Origin of the sequence: Anaerobacillus arseniciselenatis, assembly GCF_001865995.1 — a bacterium.
Lineage (GTDB): Bacteria > Bacillota > Bacilli > Bacillales > Anaerobacillaceae > Anaerobacillus > Anaerobacillus arseniciselenatis.
This window is the reverse complement of sequence record NZ_MLQQ01000019.1, coordinates 1-18,177: the sequence shown is the minus strand read 5'-3', so window position 1 is coordinate 18,177 and position 18,177 is coordinate 1. Positions and strand designations below refer to the sequence as shown.

General features: G+C 33.9%; 25 protein-coding genes. 8 read left to right on the top strand and 17 right to left on the bottom strand.

Translation table 11 applies throughout. From position 1 onward, the window contains the following. Positions 1 to 134: 134 nt before the first annotated feature. Complete coding sequence (locus BKP35_RS10600; RefSeq protein ID WP_071313328.1) at positions 135 to 326, top strand: hypothetical protein; 192 nt, start codon at positions 135 to 137, stop codon at positions 324 to 326. A gap of 344 nt (positions 327 to 670) precedes the next feature. Beyond that, positions 671 to 790 carry a YjcZ family sporulation protein gene (locus BKP35_RS18955; protein WP_084031587.1) on the top strand — a complete coding sequence of 40 codons (120 nt, stop codon included), beginning with the start codon at positions 671 to 673 and terminating at the stop codon, positions 788 to 790. Between the two features lie 278 nt (positions 791 to 1,068). Here BKP35_RS18955 and BKP35_RS10595 read toward each other — a convergent pair whose 3' ends face one another. Both BKP35_RS10595 and BKP35_RS10590 read right to left on the bottom strand, forming a co-directional pair. Further along, positions 1,069 to 1,530, bottom strand: coding sequence for a hypothetical protein (locus BKP35_RS10595; protein WP_071313327.1), 462 nt, complete (start codon positions 1,528 to 1,530; stop codon positions 1,069 to 1,071). Then, on the bottom strand, positions 1,531 to 2,322 hold the full coding sequence (locus BKP35_RS10590; RefSeq protein ID WP_071313326.1) for a hypothetical protein: 792 nt from the start codon (positions 2,320 to 2,322) through the stop codon (positions 1,531 to 1,533). Between the two features lie 354 nt (positions 2,323 to 2,676). On the opposite strand from BKP35_RS10590, the gene BKP35_RS10585 reads away from it, so the two are divergent. From BKP35_RS10585 to BKP35_RS10565, 4 genes are all read left to right on the top strand, one after another. Further along, entirely contained in the window at positions 2,677 to 3,168 is a 492-nt protein-coding gene (locus BKP35_RS10585) for a CBO0543 family protein (RefSeq protein ID WP_071313325.1), read from the top strand. A 600-nt stretch (positions 3,169 to 3,768) separates the two neighbouring features. Continuing rightward, the gene (locus tag BKP35_RS10575; protein WP_071313323.1) at positions 3,769 to 4,056 is read left to right on the top strand and encodes a helix-turn-helix domain-containing protein; all 288 of its coding nucleotides are present in this window, start codon (positions 3,769 to 3,771) and stop codon (positions 4,054 to 4,056) included. 337 nt (positions 4,057 to 4,393) lie between these two features. Then, complete coding sequence (locus BKP35_RS10570) at positions 4,394 to 4,924, top strand: competence protein ComK (protein WP_071313322.1); 531 nt, start codon at positions 4,394 to 4,396, stop codon at positions 4,922 to 4,924. Positions 4,925 to 4,940: 16 nt separating this feature from the next. Further along, the gene (locus BKP35_RS10565; RefSeq protein ID WP_071313321.1) at positions 4,941 to 5,771 is read left to right on the top strand and encodes a hypothetical protein; all 831 of its coding nucleotides are present in this window, start codon (positions 4,941 to 4,943) and stop codon (positions 5,769 to 5,771) included. 469 nt (positions 5,772 to 6,240) lie between these two features. On the opposite strand, the gene BKP35_RS19175 is transcribed toward BKP35_RS10565, so the two are convergent. The 3 genes from BKP35_RS19175 to BKP35_RS10555 all read right to left on the bottom strand — a co-directional run bounded on the left by BKP35_RS19175 (position 6,241) and on the right by BKP35_RS10555 (position 7,816). Beyond that, positions 6,241 to 6,405, bottom strand: a complete 165-nt coding sequence (locus BKP35_RS19175; protein WP_169819203.1) for a hypothetical protein — start codon at positions 6,403 to 6,405, stop codon at positions 6,241 to 6,243. Between the two features lie 33 nt (positions 6,406 to 6,438). After that, on the bottom strand, positions 6,439 to 6,975 hold the full coding sequence (locus tag BKP35_RS10560) for a hypothetical protein (protein WP_084031586.1): 537 nt from the start codon (positions 6,973 to 6,975) through the stop codon (positions 6,439 to 6,441). 73 nt (positions 6,976 to 7,048) lie between these two features. Beyond that, positions 7,049 to 7,816, bottom strand: coding sequence for a DUF6544 family protein (locus BKP35_RS10555; protein ID WP_071313320.1), 768 nt, complete (start codon positions 7,814 to 7,816; stop codon positions 7,049 to 7,051). 161 nt (positions 7,817 to 7,977) lie between these two features. Between BKP35_RS10555 and BKP35_RS19565 the strand changes: the two genes are divergently transcribed. Beyond that, positions 7,978 to 8,118: a hypothetical protein gene (locus BKP35_RS19565; protein ID WP_169819202.1), complete on the top strand. Its 141-nt coding sequence runs from the start codon at positions 7,978 to 7,980 to the stop codon at positions 8,116 to 8,118. Between the two features lie 284 nt (positions 8,119 to 8,402). Here BKP35_RS19565 and BKP35_RS10550 read toward each other — a convergent pair whose 3' ends face one another. The 3 genes from BKP35_RS10550 to BKP35_RS10540 all read right to left on the bottom strand — a co-directional run bounded on the left by BKP35_RS10550 (position 8,403) and on the right by BKP35_RS10540 (position 10,657). Then, the gene (locus tag BKP35_RS10550; RefSeq protein WP_071313319.1) at positions 8,403 to 8,882 is read right to left on the bottom strand and encodes a DinB family protein; all 480 of its coding nucleotides are present in this window, start codon (positions 8,880 to 8,882) and stop codon (positions 8,403 to 8,405) included. A 216-nt stretch (positions 8,883 to 9,098) separates the two neighbouring features. Next, positions 9,099 to 9,290, bottom strand: a complete 192-nt coding sequence (locus tag BKP35_RS10545; RefSeq protein WP_071313318.1) for a hypothetical protein — start codon at positions 9,288 to 9,290, stop codon at positions 9,099 to 9,101. Between the two features lie 1,169 nt (positions 9,291 to 10,459). Continuing rightward, positions 10,460 to 10,657 (bottom strand): hypothetical protein, encoded by a 198-nt coding sequence (locus tag BKP35_RS10540; protein WP_071313317.1) that lies wholly within the window; start codon positions 10,655 to 10,657, stop codon positions 10,460 to 10,462. Between the two features lie 186 nt (positions 10,658 to 10,843). Here BKP35_RS10540 and BKP35_RS10535 point away from each other — a divergent pair, with 186 nt between their 5' ends. Continuing rightward, the gene (locus BKP35_RS10535; protein ID WP_071313316.1) at positions 10,844 to 11,365 is read left to right on the top strand and encodes a hypothetical protein; all 522 of its coding nucleotides are present in this window, start codon (positions 10,844 to 10,846) and stop codon (positions 11,363 to 11,365) included. A gap of 447 nt (positions 11,366 to 11,812) precedes the next feature. Here the strand turns inward: BKP35_RS10535 and BKP35_RS10530 are convergent, their stop codons facing one another. The 9 genes from BKP35_RS10530 to BKP35_RS19850 all read right to left on the bottom strand — a co-directional run. Continuing rightward, positions 11,813 to 12,304: a hypothetical protein gene (locus tag BKP35_RS10530; RefSeq protein WP_071313315.1), complete on the bottom strand. Its 492-nt coding sequence runs from the start codon at positions 12,302 to 12,304 to the stop codon at positions 11,813 to 11,815. Positions 12,305 to 12,663: 359 nt separating this feature from the next. Beyond that, complete coding sequence (locus tag BKP35_RS18950; protein ID WP_084031585.1) at positions 12,664 to 12,813, bottom strand: restriction endonuclease; 150 nt, start codon at positions 12,811 to 12,813, stop codon at positions 12,664 to 12,666. Between the two features lies 1 nt (position 12,814). After that, positions 12,815 to 13,000: a hypothetical protein gene (locus BKP35_RS10525; RefSeq protein ID WP_071313314.1), complete on the bottom strand. Its 186-nt coding sequence runs from the start codon at positions 12,998 to 13,000 to the stop codon at positions 12,815 to 12,817. A gap of 504 nt (positions 13,001 to 13,504) precedes the next feature. After that, on the bottom strand, positions 13,505 to 14,098 hold the full coding sequence (locus BKP35_RS19560; protein ID WP_071313313.1) for a hypothetical protein: 594 nt from the start codon (positions 14,096 to 14,098) through the stop codon (positions 13,505 to 13,507). A gap of 503 nt (positions 14,099 to 14,601) precedes the next feature. Next, complete coding sequence (locus BKP35_RS10515) at positions 14,602 to 15,210, bottom strand: LptM family lipoprotein (RefSeq protein WP_071313312.1); 609 nt, start codon at positions 15,208 to 15,210, stop codon at positions 14,602 to 14,604. A gap of 175 nt (positions 15,211 to 15,385) precedes the next feature. After that, entirely contained in the window at positions 15,386 to 15,958 is a 573-nt protein-coding gene (locus tag BKP35_RS10510; protein WP_071313311.1) for a YIP1 family protein, read from the bottom strand. A 167-nt stretch (positions 15,959 to 16,125) separates the two neighbouring features. After that, positions 16,126 to 16,620 carry a hypothetical protein gene (locus BKP35_RS10505; RefSeq protein WP_071313310.1) on the bottom strand — a complete coding sequence of 165 codons (495 nt, stop codon included), beginning with the start codon at positions 16,618 to 16,620 and terminating at the stop codon, positions 16,126 to 16,128. A gap of 368 nt (positions 16,621 to 16,988) precedes the next feature. Beyond that, positions 16,989 to 17,372, bottom strand: coding sequence for an IolE/MocC family protein (locus BKP35_RS10500; protein WP_071313309.1), 384 nt, complete (start codon positions 17,370 to 17,372; stop codon positions 16,989 to 16,991). A gap of 548 nt (positions 17,373 to 17,920) precedes the next feature. Beyond that, positions 17,921 to 18,177, bottom strand: a 257-nt coding sequence (locus BKP35_RS19850) for a hypothetical protein (RefSeq protein WP_211274620.1), incomplete at its 5' end; no start/stop codon positions are given.

Below are 18,177 nucleotides of genomic sequence, written 5' to 3'. Positions count from 1 at the left end.
AGCGTACCCACCAATTGGCATAGTTTCACATATTATAAAAATAATGTTAGAGGTCGTGTCGAAAAATATTTTTTTGGTACTTCTCCAACGGCTCAAACCGTTGGTATATCAATATTTATAGAGGGAGAGATTATATGGAACAATTAGCTTGGACTTATCAAGGACAAATGGTGGAAATTAGAGATGCTTATGGTGGAATTCATACTGGTATTATCGAAGGTGTTAATCAACAAAGAGGATTGTTTCTTCGCACATCACCCTTTAGAAGAATATTTATCCCCTTCTTCTTAATCACATCTCTACTTCTTTTACGACGATTTTTCTAAAAAGGGCTGCTTTTCAGCTCTTTTTTCTTTCCCTACACTTTAATGAATTTCATAATTCATGATTCTCGCCACTTAGATCAATATATAGTTGCGTCAAAACCATTCGCAAACTATATATTGCATGATGTGGCTCATTTTTGGTAATTATGAACTTCACTCACTTACATAAAAAATAAATTCACTTCGCATACGTTGTCACATCCGTTACAGTCGTACTGTTCATTTAATTTACTTTTTTTACTTAAATGCAAAAATTGTATTTTAGCTTATATAGTTCGTCCAACCCTTTTGAACAACTAAAACATAGAATATATTAATCCTTTAGTAATGGAGGTGAATTTTTCATGAGTAATTACGGACACATCTCTCCTGTACGCAAAAAAGATAACAATTTTGCGTTAATTGTTGTGCTGTTCATTTTATTGATTATTGTCGGCACGGCTTTCGTTAGATCACATTACTAGACCTTTTTTTAATACGAGCACTTCTACATTAGTGCTCGCTTTTTTAAATTTCCGGTTCCTACCTTGTATGACTCCCCTTCTTTGTAACAGCGCAGTATTGGTCAAATACGAAGAAGAGACGATCAGTTAATAAAGATGAGCGTCCCCTTAATTTTTCAACAAGATATTTGTACTACGTAACAAATACTATTTAAATTTATAATCTTAAACACTATGTAAGGTGCTTCGTTTAAACAATTTTATGCATGATAAACACCGACAATAAATAAACGAAGAATTTATCCTTCAACTTTGGCAACCCCTAATGCTAGATGTTCCCAAAGAAGCTCTTCAACTTTCTCAACTAAATCCTTTGGACACTCTACAACTAAAACAACGTCTGCCTTTTTTCCTTTTACAACCCTTGTTCTTTTATGAACGACTTTATATATAATGTAGTCGATCATAAACCCTAGTACAAAACCAGATGCTGCTCCAATTAATCCCCAAAATATAGGACCCCACTCTAAAACAAACCCAACACTTGCTCCAATAACAGAAAAGGCTGTTCCAATTGCGGCACCCTTATCAAACAAGCTAATACCATCTGCTCGGTGAAGAGTATCGAACAATCTCCTTTCTTCAACGCGGTTAACGAGCGGTACAGCAAGTATATTCTCTTTTTTTACGCCTACTTTCTCTAAAGCTGTGATGGCTAATTCAAGATACGACGAGTGCTCAAATGTAGAGAAGATTTGCATTTATTTCACCTCATCTACTGTAACAGGAATTTTAACACGAGATTGTTGATATTTTTCTTTTAAAAATTTTCGTTGTTCACTCTCATAAAGTTTATTATTTTCGACAGTATTTACATAGGAATCATATATACTGAACCCTACATGCGAAGGGATAAATAACAACCACTGTGGGTCCAATACTTGTGTAGCTTGAGTTATTTCCCCTAAAAAAAGATAATGGGTTGCAACTAAAAGATTTGAAAAATATACAAATATTATTATAAAAGACATTGTAAAAATCGCGGTAAGGACTCGGTGAATATAGAGTTGACCAAGCCCAGGTGTAAAAAGAGACCAAACGATTGCCATGATCGGTCTTCTTTTATCTAAATAATTTACTTCTACTGCGCCAATGGTATATGAGTTGAAATCAGCATTTTCATGCTCTGCTAATAAGAAAACTTTGTTCATATCAACGGATGTACGATAGCTATCCCAAATCGCATAAATATAAACTGGAATATACAAAAGCATCCATCTTGGTTCAAGAACTTCCTTTGCCAATTCAATATTCCCAGTAAAAGAGTAAACCATTGCAAGATTTATATTTGCCATATTGTTCACGAGAATTTCCCATAAAAACAATGCATACCCTCTGAGATATTTTGATAAAAGTAGATGACCAAACCCTGGAAAAGCTGCCGACCACCATGCAATTATATATGGATTTCTTAAATGGAGTTGGGTTGTCCCAAGAGCACTTACATGCGCTTTAAACCGCCGTTCCCTATTAGTGGAGTTAAAATTATTCAATTTATTTTCGCCTCATTTTGTAGTTAGTTACTATTTACAATTTTTAGGTTTTAACCAATTAAGCCCTTTTATTCACCATTATTGTATTAAGGAGGCTTTACTTTAAGTGCATTCATTCACAAACACCTTTAAAAAAGAAGGCATTTGTTTCGCAATATGAGTCAAGTCAAACACAAAAGGCATCACTCAGAAAAAGTGATCGCCTTATAAAAATTATGATTTGTTTCTAGTATTGTTTTAATCGACGTGAAATTTTATGTTTTATTAAGGGATAAATATAAAGATCAAGTTAAAAATATAAACGATTTTCTTCAATATAATAAAATATTTAACTTTGAGAGGAGGCGTTTATAAATGATTGAGCGTATAATTTTAATCTTTGGAGTTACATTTGGATTATTTTCATTCCCTACATTGTTTCGAAAGCCAGGTGCTCACCTTTGGCTTCCACTTTTTATCATAAACGGTATTGTTAATTTGATTTTTGATAAAATTCTAATTGAAACAAAACAGGTAAAGTATCCTGTAAGACTTTTACCCAAAATTTTTAAAATCAACATTATTTATGACTTGTTAGTTTGTCCATATTTATCAGTTTGGTTTAGTAAGGCAACATATAGTTCGGATGTAAAAGGCCTTATAAGTAAGCTTATTTTATTCGGAACACCCCAAGCAATATATGAAATCATACTTGAAAGAAAAACCAATAGTTTAAAATTTATTGGTAAATGGAAATGGTTTTATTCAGCTTTCCTCGTTTTAATTGTTAAATTGATTTCAACAGGATTTCTTAAAATTCTTTTGAGACCGTCTATCAAAGAGGAAATAGAACTACAGGGGAAATAATTCCCCTTTTATTCGCGCCCATGTTTTGTGAAACAATGTACCTGTCCCCTCGTCCCAACCCAATGGCCCATGAAAAATCAAACACCAAATTGATGTTTGCTTATCTTTTAATCCATCGCTTTTTTTGCTCTAACAAACATGCCATAAGTAAACCACAAACACGCTTGAAACTATTAAACTTCTAAAAACTTTCACCCAAAACCATCCTTTATGATCCAGGTAAAAATTACGTTTTTTTCAAAATTAGCGTCTCTGATCTCCGGAAATAAAGAGCGGTCCTCTTGCTTCCTACTCAAAAAAAACTGCGCCCTAATTTTTAATTGTTCAAACTTGCCCCCTTGCCTTATGCTGCATTGGACAAGGAGGACTTTCCCCTCTCCCAAATTTGGATTTTGAAATAGTTTAAATTTCATCAGAAAATACTTAGTGGTATTGTCGTTTTCTGTCTTTTGTTTCAACTAAATCGGATAAAAAATGCGCAAGTCGACAAATTTCTTAAAAAATTTTTAATTTATTTCCAATAAAAGGAAAAATACACACTATCGTTTGTTCCAAACTTTTTACTCTCATTTCATAATTTGGGTAAAAGGTGGGGGAACAGTGGAAGAAGAGAAAAATATACTCGCTGAAAGCATTGGTATCCAAATTAGACGGTTAAGAAATATAAATGGTATGACTCAAGCGCAGTTAGCTGAGGACTCAATATGCAGTACAAATTTTATAGGAGAAATCGAACGCGGAAAAATTGCGCCATCGTTCGAATACTTTATTAAAATTTGTGTTGGTTTAAATGTTGATCCTACCACACTATTTAAAATCATTAATGATGAGGTCTACCATTCGATTGAAAAAGAAGTAATTGAAAATCGCCCTGAGAGAAACTCATAAAATACCTTACCAATAGTAGAACGAAAGCTATAACATTTATTTAATAGTTGCGTTTGCTATTGTTAAGGCTCTACCGTAGCTATCTGTTCCACATAAAAATCAGTTTTATGAAAGGAGTATTTGCTAATGAAAAAAAATAAATGACCTTACCAAAACCCTCGTGGTTTCCCCGACTTACCTCTCATAATGTGGCTGTCCTACAAAAAGCGTCAAACACAGTTAACCACAAAATATAAAATAAATTTATAAGGGGTATAATTCGTAAGTCCTGCTCGGTGTCACCACTTTTGGACAGCCTTATCAATTCATCATCAACTTTTAAAGGAGTGTTATAAAAATGGATACTATTCTAGAAAGTTATGAAATTAACAGACACACGTTAGCGCTCTTACCTGCGCGACACATTGACTACGAAACGATAGTCTTACAAGATCATGACAAATTCTACGTAAGGCAAACGCCACTTGAAATTATTCAACGAGCTTGCCTTGAAGGTGGTTCAAGCTATGATGGGAGGCGGAAAGCTGTCATTCATTTTACAGGCACTAAGAAGAAAGTGCCGATCCCAATTAACCCTTGGAAAAACATTTACGCCTTTCCGACCCATTCACCACATTTATTCGAATGTTCGTGGATCTTCCAGCCTCATATCCGAAACATCTCTCCTTCTCCGAAAGATCCACACACAACAGTAATCACCTTTTATAACGGTAAAAAAATCGAAATTCCGGTATCGCACTATTCGATGAAACAACAAATGTTGCGCACAGCCACATGTATCCTTCGCTTTTCTAGCGCATTTTACGAAACACAAAACTCCAAAGCACACTTACTCGATTTATCTTATAAACCTTACGCAAAAATATAGAAAGGAAAGAACGATCATGAAATCAGGAAACATTCAACAATACGCTCATTTCAGTGAATTCGATAATGTCCAACAATTCAACGAGACGATCAAACACTTCCTACATAAAAACAGCACTCAATTTACCAAATCAGAACTGGTCGCCTTTTACACACTGACCCGCTTCTCGGTAAAAAAAATCGGCGTTTGTAACGCTCGTATTTGTAAACTTGTCGAGGCCACGCAAAGCAGTCAGGGCGGGGTCTCCCGCTCTACGTTTGAACGGATGCTTCGCAAAGCGAAAAAACTCGGGATCATCACCGTTCATCACACAACACGTGAAAAAGGAGGCATTTCACATAACGTCTACGTCTTTCATAAAATTGACGGAGCGAATCATAAAAAATTGACAGATCGACATAAACCACAAAAACAAGAGCCATCAACGGTTCCGATCATAAAAAAGGCGGAGGAAACTATAAAAATTGAAAACAAAAACATAAAAGAAAAACACCTTCGTCCTATCAACATAGAATCACTTGATCATACATATGTGCCAAGCTACGTTCCAGAGCCATTCATAAAAGCGGTCCGACCATTCTTTGACCGCGCCAAACAAATTTGCGAGCTTTGGGACCGCGTACTGATCGCCTACCGTTCGATGAAATTTACCGCTCCCGTCGAGCACTTCCTTCCAACCATCATCCAGGCTTTTAAAGAAACCGTCTACAAATACAAACAAGGCAAAGTGAAAACAGGGTTTGTCCCGTACTTTTACGGGACGTTGAGCGGAATGTTGGTGGCTGAGAAACGGCGGCGGATTGTTGCTAGCGAACGGACGGAGTGGTGCGGGTGGTTGGAGGCTTAGGCGGGACGAGGGGTCCCTTGTCCCAGTGCTGTTCTTTTGTTGAAGTAGGTGCATCAAAAGTTAAGTGCCCGGCATTTAACTTTCCTGGCATTTAACTTTTCAGAAATTTGACGGGCCTTGCGGACATGAGTTCCTTTATTTTGTCGAAAAGCTTAGTTTCGTAGCGCCATGTAATGTTGAGTGCCTGTCACTCCTCGAAATTTCTTGTTTCACAATAATGTTTCACGGAATGCAACATGTGATAAAAACTATCTGAAAAAATGACCGAACTATTGATGAGAAACCAATGTTATCACACCTATCAATACTAAATTTGATTGAAGTGCTATATTCATTGCCTCAAAGATTGTCATTCTTTCCACCTCCCTTCTATTGGGAGATGGCCACCGCCCATCCGCTTTATGTAGTTGCTACATATATTATAGCGAACATACGGTCTGTTTTCTATTAAAAATTTTGTCCGTTCTCATTACTGTCCATCCCAAGAACTTCTAATTTCCTCAGCTAAAGAAGGCTTACTAAAATCTCTTGCATGGATGTATAGCCTATCAGAAGCTCGGGTCATCCCTACATACAATAGCTTTCTTAGCTGAATGTCATTTTCGATAAGTTGTTGCACTTCAAACTGTGCCAATATATTGAGGGACAAGGGACTGGCCTTGCCCCTTTACTCATCATTTAATTCACCATCTCGATTCCAGATCGAGATTACTTCTCCATGCTTATCGTATGCAACAGCATTTTTAAATTCCGTAAAAAACATACTCACTTCTACGGTAAGGTGTGATGGAAACTCAGTAATAAATGTATTATTTTTTGCTGTGACTTCTTCGATTTCACCATTTTTATAGTGAAGCACGAACTTATCTACTTGACGATCAGTTGTCACAGCACCGTGAATAATATTTCCAACACCATCAAAATAGTTAGCTGTAACTAAAAATGGTAAGCCGATTTGAGAGAAAAACGTACCGCCAACACTTTGCTCATTGCGATATCTGTATTTTCCATCCTTAAATTCATAAACCCCTAAAACATGTTGCGGGCCATCTAAATAATAAACTAATTGATTTTTCTCATCTTGATTGATCACTTCAATTGGCGAATTCCATTGACTTTGGACGGCTGCTTGCAAATTATCATATCCACCAGAACAACCAACTAACAAAAATAAACTCACAACCAATATTGTAAATAACCGCATGCAATTCTCCTTCCAACCTGATAAGACTTCTCTATTCTAACTATTTTCATAAACCCGCAGCTTCACTGTTCTTTCATTCTTTAACGTTATATATGATATCGTCTATTTCTCCTTTAAAATATTCATAATCCCCATTTTCTAGATGCCAAATGATTCTGACTTTGTTTGGAATTTGTACTCCATCTTTTTCTTTATAATCATCGGCAATTGCTGAAAATCCCTTTTTGACAAACTTTCCGCCTTTTTCAGTATAATAGCGATCATTCGTTTCAAAACGAAGAAATTTACCTGTCTCGTCAAAATGAAAAATACCCGTAACATCAATACCTTTATGAGTAAATCTTGCTTTGGCAGTTCGTGAATCTATCGGTTGCCACTTAATATAATCTTGTAAGCTATAACTAGGAAGAAATAATATTTCTGTAAATAATGTAATTAAAGCGGATTGGCTTGTTTCCTTGCCTTTTGCGTTCACAACCGGGATAAGGTTAAATAACTTGCCATACATGTGCCCCTGTCCATCTCGGTAGATATCTCTCACTTGGAGTGGCATCGTTAAAGCTTTCATATAGGCTATTCTAACGGGCTCAATAACGGAGTTAAACTGCCTTGTTTCCAACGCTGTCCAGGCTTTTTCCGGTGATAATTTGATAAAGCTTTCTTTCCAAATGACATCCGCATTAAAGATTTTAGGTTTGCCAATGTACCCGCATACTTTAAAGTATTTTTGAACCGGTTCAGGCAGAGAAGTAATATCACTCTCCGAGAAGACCTCTGAGCTTATTTTGTTTGAAAATTTTTCTATTTCTCTAGCTCTTTCTTTTTCGAATAATTTTCGCATTGGTTGTCTCTCCTTAAATTTTAGAAAACAACATCTCACAATTTTTAAAAAGGATTCTAAGTTCTTACTAATTGCAGTATTACCTTGCCTTCTGACTGCAATTGGGGCCAGACCCACTTCTTTTTTATTCTATCATGTAAAAATGTTTAGGTCGCATTTTCTTGAATTCGAATACCCCTACTTTAGATAAAGAAACAAATATAGACGTAGAAATTTGTGAAGCTGTAACCGAGTTAAAAGACGATACTGAACTGCTCACTTTTAGAAAAATCGAAGAAATCCAAATCCCGATTGGAAAATAGTTGGATAACTGTTACGAAGGTAACACGAATTAACGGTCTGTTTTCTATAATTTATTTGTTAAAGAAATGTTGAGGACATGAGAGCCCTTATTTTCTAAAAAATCACTACTTCTGCACACTTCGCGGACATCAGGGCCCTTATTTGCTTAAAATCTATCCAAAATAGTGACTTTACGACAAAATAAGAGCTCTGGTGTCCGCTTCCATGCAAAAATTACGTTTTTTTCAAAAATAGCGTCTCTGATGTCCACATACATCCCCTATCTCAACTTAAATAAAAGGGATTATGAAGCTTTTGATAAAAATTCTTCAATTTGCTGAACATGATGATTATCATGTTCAACAAGTTCTTCTATATAATTTATCAATGTGAATGGCTCGTTTGTGCTAGGGCAGTTTGTGTATCCATTAATTGTAATCGGCTCAAATAAAATAGTTTCTAATTCTGGTAATCGATGTAGCAGCTGTTTTCTAACTTGAATCGAATCCTGTAATAAAGTTTTCGCTTCTATTGTCTTCGCATATATTTCTGATTCCTTGTTATAGTCATGGTAGGATGGATAGTTGATGGCTCTTTCCTTTAATACACGAGGAATCGATTGTTCAAGAAAATGCAAATCCCATCGGTAAATATGAGATATGATTTCTTTTATGGACCATTTCCCGTCCTTAATTGACAAACCTAAAAGTGAGTCTTCCATTTTTTCTAGCTTTTGTAAAAATGGAATATATGTAGAAAACTTTGAAAATACTTGTTCCTTCATTTAAAGTCGCCTCCAAATTTTTTAAATTTAAGTTCAACACAACCTTTAACAGCCTCTATTATGATGAAACTAATTAGATTATAATCTAATTAGATGAGTACGACAATAACTTTCGGTGGATTCTGGAATTTTTTATCTCTTTGGTCATTACTTTCTTCCAAGAGGTTTTCATGAAGTTATTTCACTGGCACAAAAAGAGCTGAAAAACAGCCCTTTTTAGAAAAAACGTCGTAAAAGAAGTAGAGATGTGATTAGAAAGAAGGGAATGAATATTCTTCTAAATGGTGAAGTGCGAAGAAATAATCCTCTTTGTTGATTAACACCTTCGATAATGCCAGTATGAGTTCCACCATATGCATCTCTAATTTCTACCATCTGACCTTGATACGACATTGCTAATTGCTCCATTGTATTCCTCACCTCCATTTCTAACAGGTTACTTTAAATTATGTTTTAGTAATATGAAGGAGTGGACGAACTTTCTAGTATAAAAGTACATTTAATGTATTTAGTAGAAGTATTTTTTAACGGGACGGAGGGGTAGTCCTTGTCCCAGTACTTTTCTTTTGTTGAAGTAGGCACTTCAAAAGTTAAGTGCCTGGCACTTAACTTTTCAGAAATTTGGCGGGCTTACGGACATACGTTCCGCTATTTTGTCAAAAAGCTTAATATCGCAGCACCTTGCGGACATACGTTCCTCTATCACCTAATAGCCAGAGCTATATCACCCCTTTTACAGCAAATAAAGGATCTGATGTCCGCTCACAACCTAAACCGAGCCAATTTCACAATATAACGGAACAGATGTCCGCATGCGCAACCATCAACACAAACTTGTATTAAATAGATTTTTCGAGTGCCTGTCACCCCCCGAAACATCTTGTTTCACAAGATGTTTCACAGAATGCGACATGTGCTAAAAAACAGCTGAAAAAGTGAGTGAACTATTGATGAAAAACCACCGTTTCATGTATAATTTAACTAGATACACGCTAGAATAAAAAAATGACCGAACGCTACGAACGTCCGGTCAATGCAACGCTCGTCCGCTAGAAGAGCGGTGACCAAATTATAAGTAGAAGAAAAAGTAACTATCCACTACCTTGGTCGGGGAGGGACGGTTACTTTTTCTTTGTTTCTGTGACAATTTATGAATTTCATAATTTAAATTTTATCGCCATTAAGATCTATATGTAGTTGCGTTAGACCGTTCGCAACTACATATATTTTTCATATGGCTCAATAAGGTAATTATGAAATTCACTCAGTAATACCAATGTTATCACACCTATCAAAACTAAATTTGATTGAAGTGCTATGTTCATTGCTTCAAAGATTGTCATTCTTCCCACCTCCCTTCTTTGGGAGATGGTCACCGCCCATCCGCTTTATGTAGTTGCTACATATATTATAACGAACATACGGTCTCTTTTCTATTTAAAGTTTTGTCCGTTCCCATACAACAAGTGACATATTTCTCTAATAGCGTACATCATTATCTTCCTATTCATAAAAACTACGTGCCCATGGTTTTAGGGTCATACCTATCCCCTCGTCCCTTTATTTTCTCACCCACACTAACCGCTTGCAACATTCATATTTTTAATAGGACGTTGATATTTCATATTTTCAAAACTATCTTTTTCCTTAATAATAATTTCCCCATTTTCAATGGCTACTTTTCTTTTTATGTATTTTTCTTTTAAACTATCATCTTTTTCAAACTTAATCGCTCGTGTTAACCGTTCAATCTCTTTATCTTTTTCAGAAGTCATGTTCTCACTCTCTTCATAAAAAATATGCTTACCTTTTATTATAAAAGAGATGTTCTCGCAAAGTACTAGGTGGATATTACCAATTACAAATGGTCTCCATTCAGTGTGATATCTCTTTGCTCTTATATAGATACAAGTAGGCACTAAATTTTCGCCAAAAATATGAAACCTAAAAGGAGAATGAGAATGGGGAAGAAAAATATAGAACGAGTAAAACTATGTGGAGTGGAGCTTAACGAGGATTTTGTCGTTATATCAAAATTTACAATAGATGAAGATTGTATGTTTATGCCTTATGAAGAGGACATGGATCTGACAAACGAACATGTTTTAGAAACTGTCTTTTCAAAAGAACTTGTTGAATTTGTGTATGACGTTGGTCCTTCTATCAATATTAGTTTGGCAGTTGCGTTAGGATTAGGTGTGATTCAATCATTATCAGATGGCTCAAAGTATTTATACCATGCAGACGTGATCGATGATGATGATCGACAAAGCCATGAAATGTTACGCTTAGGGATGTATTATCAAATCATGAACCCCGATTATGACGATCGCCGGCTTGATTATTTAATGAATGTAAGCGGAGGCGAATTTTATCTTTCCACATTACTTTTTACCGATACGATTGAACCGCTTGAAAAGTTAAGAGCCATATTTGCGACGAAAAAAGGGGAAAGGAATAATGTGGTGGGGTTTGTGAAGTGATTGTGGTTTAATGGCAGATGGGAGCAATGGCTGTGTTCGCTTACCACCCAAAAACAACCTTTGGCCTTCCACACCCCTCTTTTCGTATATATATAAGTTGTCATTAAAAGCAATTCATTTAGATATACCTACGTATATTTACTGAGGAATTAGGTTTATGACCTTCCGCAATAGCGCCAGGTTGCGAAAGACCATTTTCTATTGAATAGTATGGTTGTACTGTGAAGCAATCAATGTTAAGTTTATTACTTTTCAATAATACTAGGGATTGCTTAAGATTGAGTTCTTCAAATACCTTACTTGTGATACGGTTCAGCGTATCGCTGTAACTGCGGTTTTATATTGACAAAACAGATGAGTCATTGGAATCGTCCCCTTGAAACATTCTCCCCGCACCCCTGCGTAACTCAGTGTTAGTTGAAATAGAAAACGTAAGTCAAAGTGAAACTAAGAATTCTGAAACCTTTTAAATTCCTCTTTATTACTAAAAAACTCAAAAAGAATCTCACTTAACGCACTCTTTAAGCTTAAGCAAATAGAATTAATGGTCCATGATTCAACACTATACTCAAATTCATCATACCAAAAATTCTTCATGAAATTCTCTCTGTATTCCTCCAACAATTTCTGAAACGCCTCAAAGTCGCCATGTGCAATTTTATTTCTCAATTTTCTAGCAAGTTGACAAAATAACTCTCTATCCTCATAGTCGTTATGTTGATTCCTTAAAAATCTAGGCAGCTTTCTTTCTAATTCTCCATGTGTTCTCCCGTTACTATTCGGATTTATTATTAACATTTCGATTAATGACATGATCTTAAATAAATAATATGCATTATAATCTTCAGATTGATTTATAGAATTAACTATGTAATCAAAAATCCAAAAATCTCTGTCACTTTCAAGAAAATTATCAATCAGCTTTCCTACATACTTCATTTACTGGAATGTTTTGTTAGGCGAAGTCCGCCGGCTCAGCTCTAGGGACTTGCACTATACGAAAACCACTCCGGCTACTGCTTTTCCAAAAGCAAAATTATATTCATCAGGAATTCTGAGGTTATTTCACATCAACCAATCGCCATCACAAAATCCTGTAGTAATATGTTCAACATTCAAAATTTCCAAATAATCGAATTCTATAATTAATTCTTTCAAAATCTGAACTATACTGTTCAAGAAGTTTTCCCATTCCACATAATAATCAACTTCAATATTTGTGCATTCCCTCTGAGCAGGAACAAAGTCTTCTTCACATGCCCAATAATCATCTTCAGGGTCATATACCTTAGCACAGATCAGTTCAATTCCATAAGAATAATTTTCTTGCCTTTTGTTGATAAAATAAGGTCGGCTCCGTAATCACCACTTGCTGGTGTTAATTGCACATAATAGCCTTTCTCTATTAACAAGGCCTGTAGATACTCTTCAAATTTTCTTCCTGACATTTTATAAACTTTCTAAAATACCTGACTTTCTGAGTTTTTGTTCTCTAAGCCAATTAACTATTAACGCAACTAAGAGGAGACCACCAAAAAATACTATTATCCCAAATGTTAATAAAGGGTCGGCAATTAACATAGACCAAAGTAAATCTAGCCCCATTTTAAAACCTTCAAAGAAACCGATATCCATATCTATCTACTCCTATTACTCTTTTATCAGTATTTATTTTTATTATAAATATCCAAAACTTTACATATATCTTTCTTATTATATCAGACAATCAAGTCCCATCTAGCAATCTTTTTAAAGACATCAAGAAAAATCACTAAGTAGCAATATGGTACTACATACAATAACTCAGTTGGTTACCTTACAACTTTTTTACCTATTAAAACTAAAATATCTATAATATATTTTCAACAATATGTTGAAGAAAAAAGATCTTTATTTAACAAATCTCTCAGCTTTTTAACTTTAGTACACTTTTTCAAAAAGTGCTTTTAAATTAGAACTTTGCTGCACAGTATAAAGTCAAATGCGAAAGACGATTACTTTGAAAGCAATCGCCTTTTTAGAGTGTTATTCTATTACCAGTTTCGTAGTACTTCGCAACAAAAAGTCATGTTATAAATCACATCTCTTGTTAAACTAAAGAGCTTAACAATTAACTCAACTTAATTAACATTGTTTTGTTTATATTTTCCACCATTTTTTCATAATCAATAATAATGAGTGGAAAAATAGCCTTATAGTTAATAATGTTTTCCAATAAACACCATCAACTTTCAAAACCTTTAAATTAATAAATATATTGTCGATCAGCACAATAATAAACATTGGTAGAATTTTAGCCTTTTTACTCATTTCAAAAAAATAAACAGTAATACACGTTTCAAAAACTAAGTATAACTTCACAAAAGTATAGTGATAATACCAAGGATTTTTAGTGAGCACAACAGGCTCATATCTAAACTTTTTAAAGAGAGAAAGAATAAAAAATACACTCATATACAACACATGAAAGGTATTATAAAGAGTCACTTTTAACATCAATTTATTACCTTTTTTTATTTCTTTATAGCATATATCGCTTATAAAAAATCCAATAAACATGAAAATTGCTGTGTATGTTGTTTTCCACCATTTATTATTATAGATTTTTAATTTTAAGAAAGTCCTTTCGATTATTACAAAATACGTTGTAAATAATAACTTGAATTTCCAACTAAGTTGAAATGCAGATAGGAAAATTCCAACAGATGGAACAAATATGGCTTGAGAAAACATCGAACCAAGGGAATTATCCTGCTCTTTGTTTTTATCAGTTTTGTTTTGTACTTATAGGCTTCAAGTATGTAAAGAGGATATTCAAAGTAAAATGCTAACCCGATATAAGTAAAGAGTGACAAGATGACCGTTTTCCTATTTTTCCTTTTGTACAGTGTTGTAATTATTAGCAGAATATGGACTATACAAAGCCCCATGTAGCAAACTCTGTTAACGAAATTTTTATTCAAACATAACACACTTTCTAATTGCAATTTTAAAGTGTTATTATTATTCCTAAAAATAATACAAAAATGTATAACTAAGTAAGTACATTCTGAAACAGAAGTTGGTTATTGCACAGTAATGGTCAAATACGAAAGACGATCACTTTTCAAGTGATCGCCTTTTAAAAATTTATATCCAGTTACCAGTAGTTTTGTACTACGCAGCAAATTGATCTGTTATTTTCCGTAATTTCTTCTTCAACATAAGCACGCCGTTAGTGCTATAACCATACTTTCTTATTTCGTAAATTTACTTCTAAGTAGATAAACAACCTCATGGTTTTCTAATTCGCTGATACGACGTTCAATATCTCTATAAAATTCAGAGGAAAATGATACCATTGAACCTTCATCCCATGAGAACCCTATACTTGCTAAAACCATCTGCTCGTTCGTAACATCCATTTGTTCGCTGATGTTTCCCCATACGATAGACCTACCTTCCGTACCTTTAGTTGAAACGATATCAGAGGTTCTTACAGAGCCTGTGCCTCCATTACTGTTAATCCCTATATTAAACAAAGTTTGATTTTCAATGGCATTTGACTCAATGATTGTAAAAATAATAGAACCATTATTCATAACTTCAGTCGTAAGATATCCTATTTTTTCATCAACCAATTTACCAAATTCATATTTCTCAACCCACACAGTTACTTCTTTATATTCACTTTCAATATTGAAGTCAAATACAAATGATTGGTTCGATGTAGTTGAAAGTATTTCATTTTCTCTGTCAGTCAACTCCGCATCTACTATTGTATTTGATTTTACGTTGGTGCTCCCACAGGCACTTAAAGTAAATGCTAACATTGCTACTATCGTAATATTAAGTAATTTTTTCATTATCCCCACTCTTTCTTCTTGAAGAAACGCTTTCGTTAGTGAAGTAAAGATAAATTATACTTCATGTATTTTTTCTCTAATCTCTATCTAATAGGAGAAATTAATAATTAATTTAACAAAGGTACTAAGTTATTGTGTTTATTATAATTATATATTTACGTTAATTACTCAATCCTCAAAACATGAATTCGATAAGGTAAAAAAGGGAGTAAAATAACGCAGGAGCTATAAATGAAAGAAATGGACCGAATTCAGCAATTTTTTTAAGCCCTAATACTATCAAGAGATAAGTAACAACACTAAAACCCCAATTGATCAGATAGATAAAAAGATTCGGCTCTTGTACAAATGATACCAGGATTGCTACAGTAAGAACGCCGATAGCGTCAAATATATTTGCAAAAAGAACTAATGATAACAATTGTTGAAACTCAACAATCTTATTTTCAAACTTGGCAAATAAGAGCAAGAAAAATGAAAAGATTAGCGTACTGACTAATAACCCAAATACTATTAAAGCAGGAGCGTAATACAAGTTTAGGAGGACCCTATTAAAGGGAGCCTCACTAGCATTTGCTAATGTAGAAATGATATTACTTAACGACAATATAATTGAAACCATCATAAATGGTGCCAGAATACAGGGATACTTTTTTATTTTCTCCAACTGATTTATCGGCTTTGTCATCATACCAAAAACGGTAGGTAAATCATCTTTGTTTATCGGATCAATATTAGTTTGTGACATTACATTATTCCCTTCTAAAAATATTACTATTACCTTAACATACTTTGATTTTTATTGGGTTATTTTGGATAATTTTCTTCGACAAACCTGCTCCGTTAGCACACATCAATGGCAGCAACAGCTTGTTAAAGAAGGATTTTTTAATCTTTAGTATTAGATATAACTTTCTAGACGGAAAAACCTGCTTCATTAAATCCTTGTATTATTTTTTCTAACAATCTCGAAGAAGGGTGATATTCTTCAGAAAATTCCTTTATGTTATGTTTTTTAATGCCAAGGGAATCAAAAAACAAATCTAACTTTTCCCTTACATCATAAAGCTCCTCCATATCAGTCGTACTTATATTGTCAATAATTATTGAATCCTGAAAATTAACAAATAAAAATATTTCACTTGGTACATTGATTTCAATCAATCCCATCAATCGATTGGCTGCATGAGCTTCAGAAACTGCACGAGCTAATTGGAGTTCGAACACTTCCCTATCATCGTCTTCATAAGCTTCAATTGCATTTTCTATATGAATTTGGATATAACCGTAATTTTGCAAAACTTGAATCAACATATCTTGTTTTATCTGGTCATGAGGTAAAAAACCTCTACCAAAATAGCTACCTATTAGTAAGATAAAAATAATTGCAGTAATAATTATTTTACGCAAAGTACCCTCCTGTTTCAGCTAAACTGTTTATTATGCACCAAAAATCATCCTCAACCGTAACATAAATTTCTATTTAATTGGGTTAAAAAAGGAAAATTCTTCACTTAAGTAAACTCCCCGTTGTTAGCACCATAACGAAAGCAAAGGCTTGTGCAACTATCGCCTTCGTTACTTTAAGTATAATACTTCACATATTAATTCATTTGATATGTATTAAGGTGTTATTTGGTGGTAGGCGTTGCCTGATGGAATATCATTTGCCATTCTCCTTTGTTCTTTTTCCAAATAGAACTTCGCAAAGAATATTTACTATCGTTTTTAAGTACAATGATTCACAATTGATAAAATCAAAGTTAGTAATTTGTTTTTTATTTGGACAATATATGCAAATCTTCACCGATAAGTTTGGTAGCTTCGTATATCACACCACTGTCATAACTTTTAATATCAAAATAACCATTATAATAATTCCATACTTCTGAATGATTAGAGTATTGAGCAATACTATCTAATATTTTGTTAAACAAAATTATAGCTTCTTCTTCTGTTGGATGTCTTTCAACCATAAGTCTAAACTTTACATCACTTTCTCCATTAAATGACGCTGCAGTAGTTTCTATTTCATCTAATTCCCTAAGTGTTTCCTGTGATTTTCCCAAAGCTTCACTCATATCAATGTCTAGTTGTTGATTACATGCAGTAATTAACACCAATAGAATGAAAGCTGTACTTATATAAAATAGTCGTTTCATATATTGAACGCCTCCAACTTAGTTTTTTAACAATTCAGCTTCTTTACTTGAATAAGTAAATTTTAACACTATATACCAATTACAAAAAGACAATTTTTTAATAAAAATAAATAGACCTAGTTTAATAAGCACCAGGTTCATCACTGTCAAATTTTTCACTAAAGCTCTCGGTTAATGCAAAAAGCATTCATTACTTTTTTATAAAACCCTCAAACCTTTTATTTATAAAATTATTTATTTCGGAATTTGAATTAGTTAGCTCTCCATACCATTTCATACCCTCTAAACCTAAGGTCTCTTCCATTTTGCTATAAATTTCATTCAACACAATAATTTCCGCCTTAGTATTTTCAATTTTAACTTCAATAGCCTTTATATCACCCTATAATAATTATATTTTTCTTTTGCGACATTTTCCCACCTCTTTAATTATTAACGGACATTACTCCTTATTGGAGTAAACTGCTCGTTAGCACCATAACAGCAGAGACAGCTTCTTTCACTAAAGCATCCGTTTGTTTAAGTACACTGCTTCACAATCTCGAAGTTTAGCTTCCGTGATTTTCAAGATAATTTCTTAACCTCTCCTCTTCGATTGGTCCATTTAAGACCTTGTAAAAATTTAGATTTAACCAAATAAAATCAGTTTCAAAAACATGTAATATAATTGCTCCTGATTTTTTTTGGATACGCATCTCGAAAGTTGTATATATTTTTTTGTCATTATGCTGATTTTGAAACTCATTTTGGCTGATTCTTTTCACTTGGTATTGATTAAAGACCTGTAATAATTCGTCTACATGTT

Coding starts and splice junctions, on each gene's coding strand:
- BKP35_RS10555 (WP_071313320.1), bottom strand. CDS start 7,816: ATGCGAAAATTATTCGAAAAAGAAAGAGCTAGAGAAATAGAAAAATTT.
- BKP35_RS10515 (WP_071313312.1), bottom strand. CDS start 15,210: ATGAAAAAATTACTTAATATTACGATAGTAGCAATGTTAGCATTTACT.
- BKP35_RS10560 (WP_084031586.1), bottom strand. CDS start 6,975: ATGCGGTTATTTACAATATTGGTTGTGAGTTTATTTTTGTTAGTTGGT.
- BKP35_RS10510 (WP_071313311.1), bottom strand. CDS start 15,958: ATGTCACAAACTAATATTGATCCGATAAACAAAGATGATTTACCTACC.
- BKP35_RS10600 (WP_071313328.1), top strand. CDS start 135: ATGGAACAATTAGCTTGGACTTATCAAGGACAAATGGTGGAAATTAGA.
- BKP35_RS10570 (WP_071313322.1), top strand. CDS start 4,394: ATGGATACTATTCTAGAAAGTTATGAAATTAACAGACACACGTTAGCG.
- BKP35_RS10500 (WP_071313309.1), bottom strand. CDS start 17,372: ATGAAACGACTATTTTATATAAGTACAGCTTTCATTCTATTGGTGTTA.
- BKP35_RS19560 (WP_071313313.1), bottom strand. CDS start 14,098: ATGTTTTCTCAAGCCATATTTGTTCCATCTGTTGGAATTTTCCTATCT.
- BKP35_RS10585 (WP_071313325.1), top strand. CDS start 2,677: ATGATTGAGCGTATAATTTTAATCTTTGGAGTTACATTTGGATTATTT.
- BKP35_RS10540 (WP_071313317.1), bottom strand. CDS start 10,657: ATGACTTCTGAAAAAGATAAAGAGATTGAACGGTTAACACGAGCGATT.
- BKP35_RS18950 (WP_084031585.1), bottom strand. CDS start 12,813: ATGTCAGGAAGAAAATTTGAAGAGTATCTACAGGCCTTGTTAATAGAG.
- BKP35_RS10525 (WP_071313314.1), bottom strand. CDS start 13,000: ATGGATATCGGTTTCTTTGAAGGTTTTAAAATGGGGCTAGATTTACTT.
- BKP35_RS10530 (WP_071313315.1), bottom strand. CDS start 12,304: ATGAAGTATGTAGGAAAGCTGATTGATAATTTTCTTGAAAGTGACAGA.
- BKP35_RS10565 (WP_071313321.1), top strand. CDS start 4,941: ATGAAATCAGGAAACATTCAACAATACGCTCATTTCAGTGAATTCGAT.
- BKP35_RS10550 (WP_071313319.1), bottom strand. CDS start 8,882: ATGAAGGAACAAGTATTTTCAAAGTTTTCTACATATATTCCATTTTTA.
- BKP35_RS10535 (WP_071313316.1), top strand. CDS start 10,844: ATGGGGAAGAAAAATATAGAACGAGTAAAACTATGTGGAGTGGAGCTT.
- BKP35_RS10545 (WP_071313318.1), bottom strand. CDS start 9,290: ATGGAGCAATTAGCAATGTCGTATCAAGGTCAGATGGTAGAAATTAGA.
- BKP35_RS18955 (WP_084031587.1), top strand. CDS start 671: ATGAGTAATTACGGACACATCTCTCCTGTACGCAAAAAAGATAACAAT.
- BKP35_RS10595 (WP_071313327.1), bottom strand. CDS start 1,530: ATGCAAATCTTCTCTACATTTGAGCACTCGTCGTATCTTGAATTAGCC.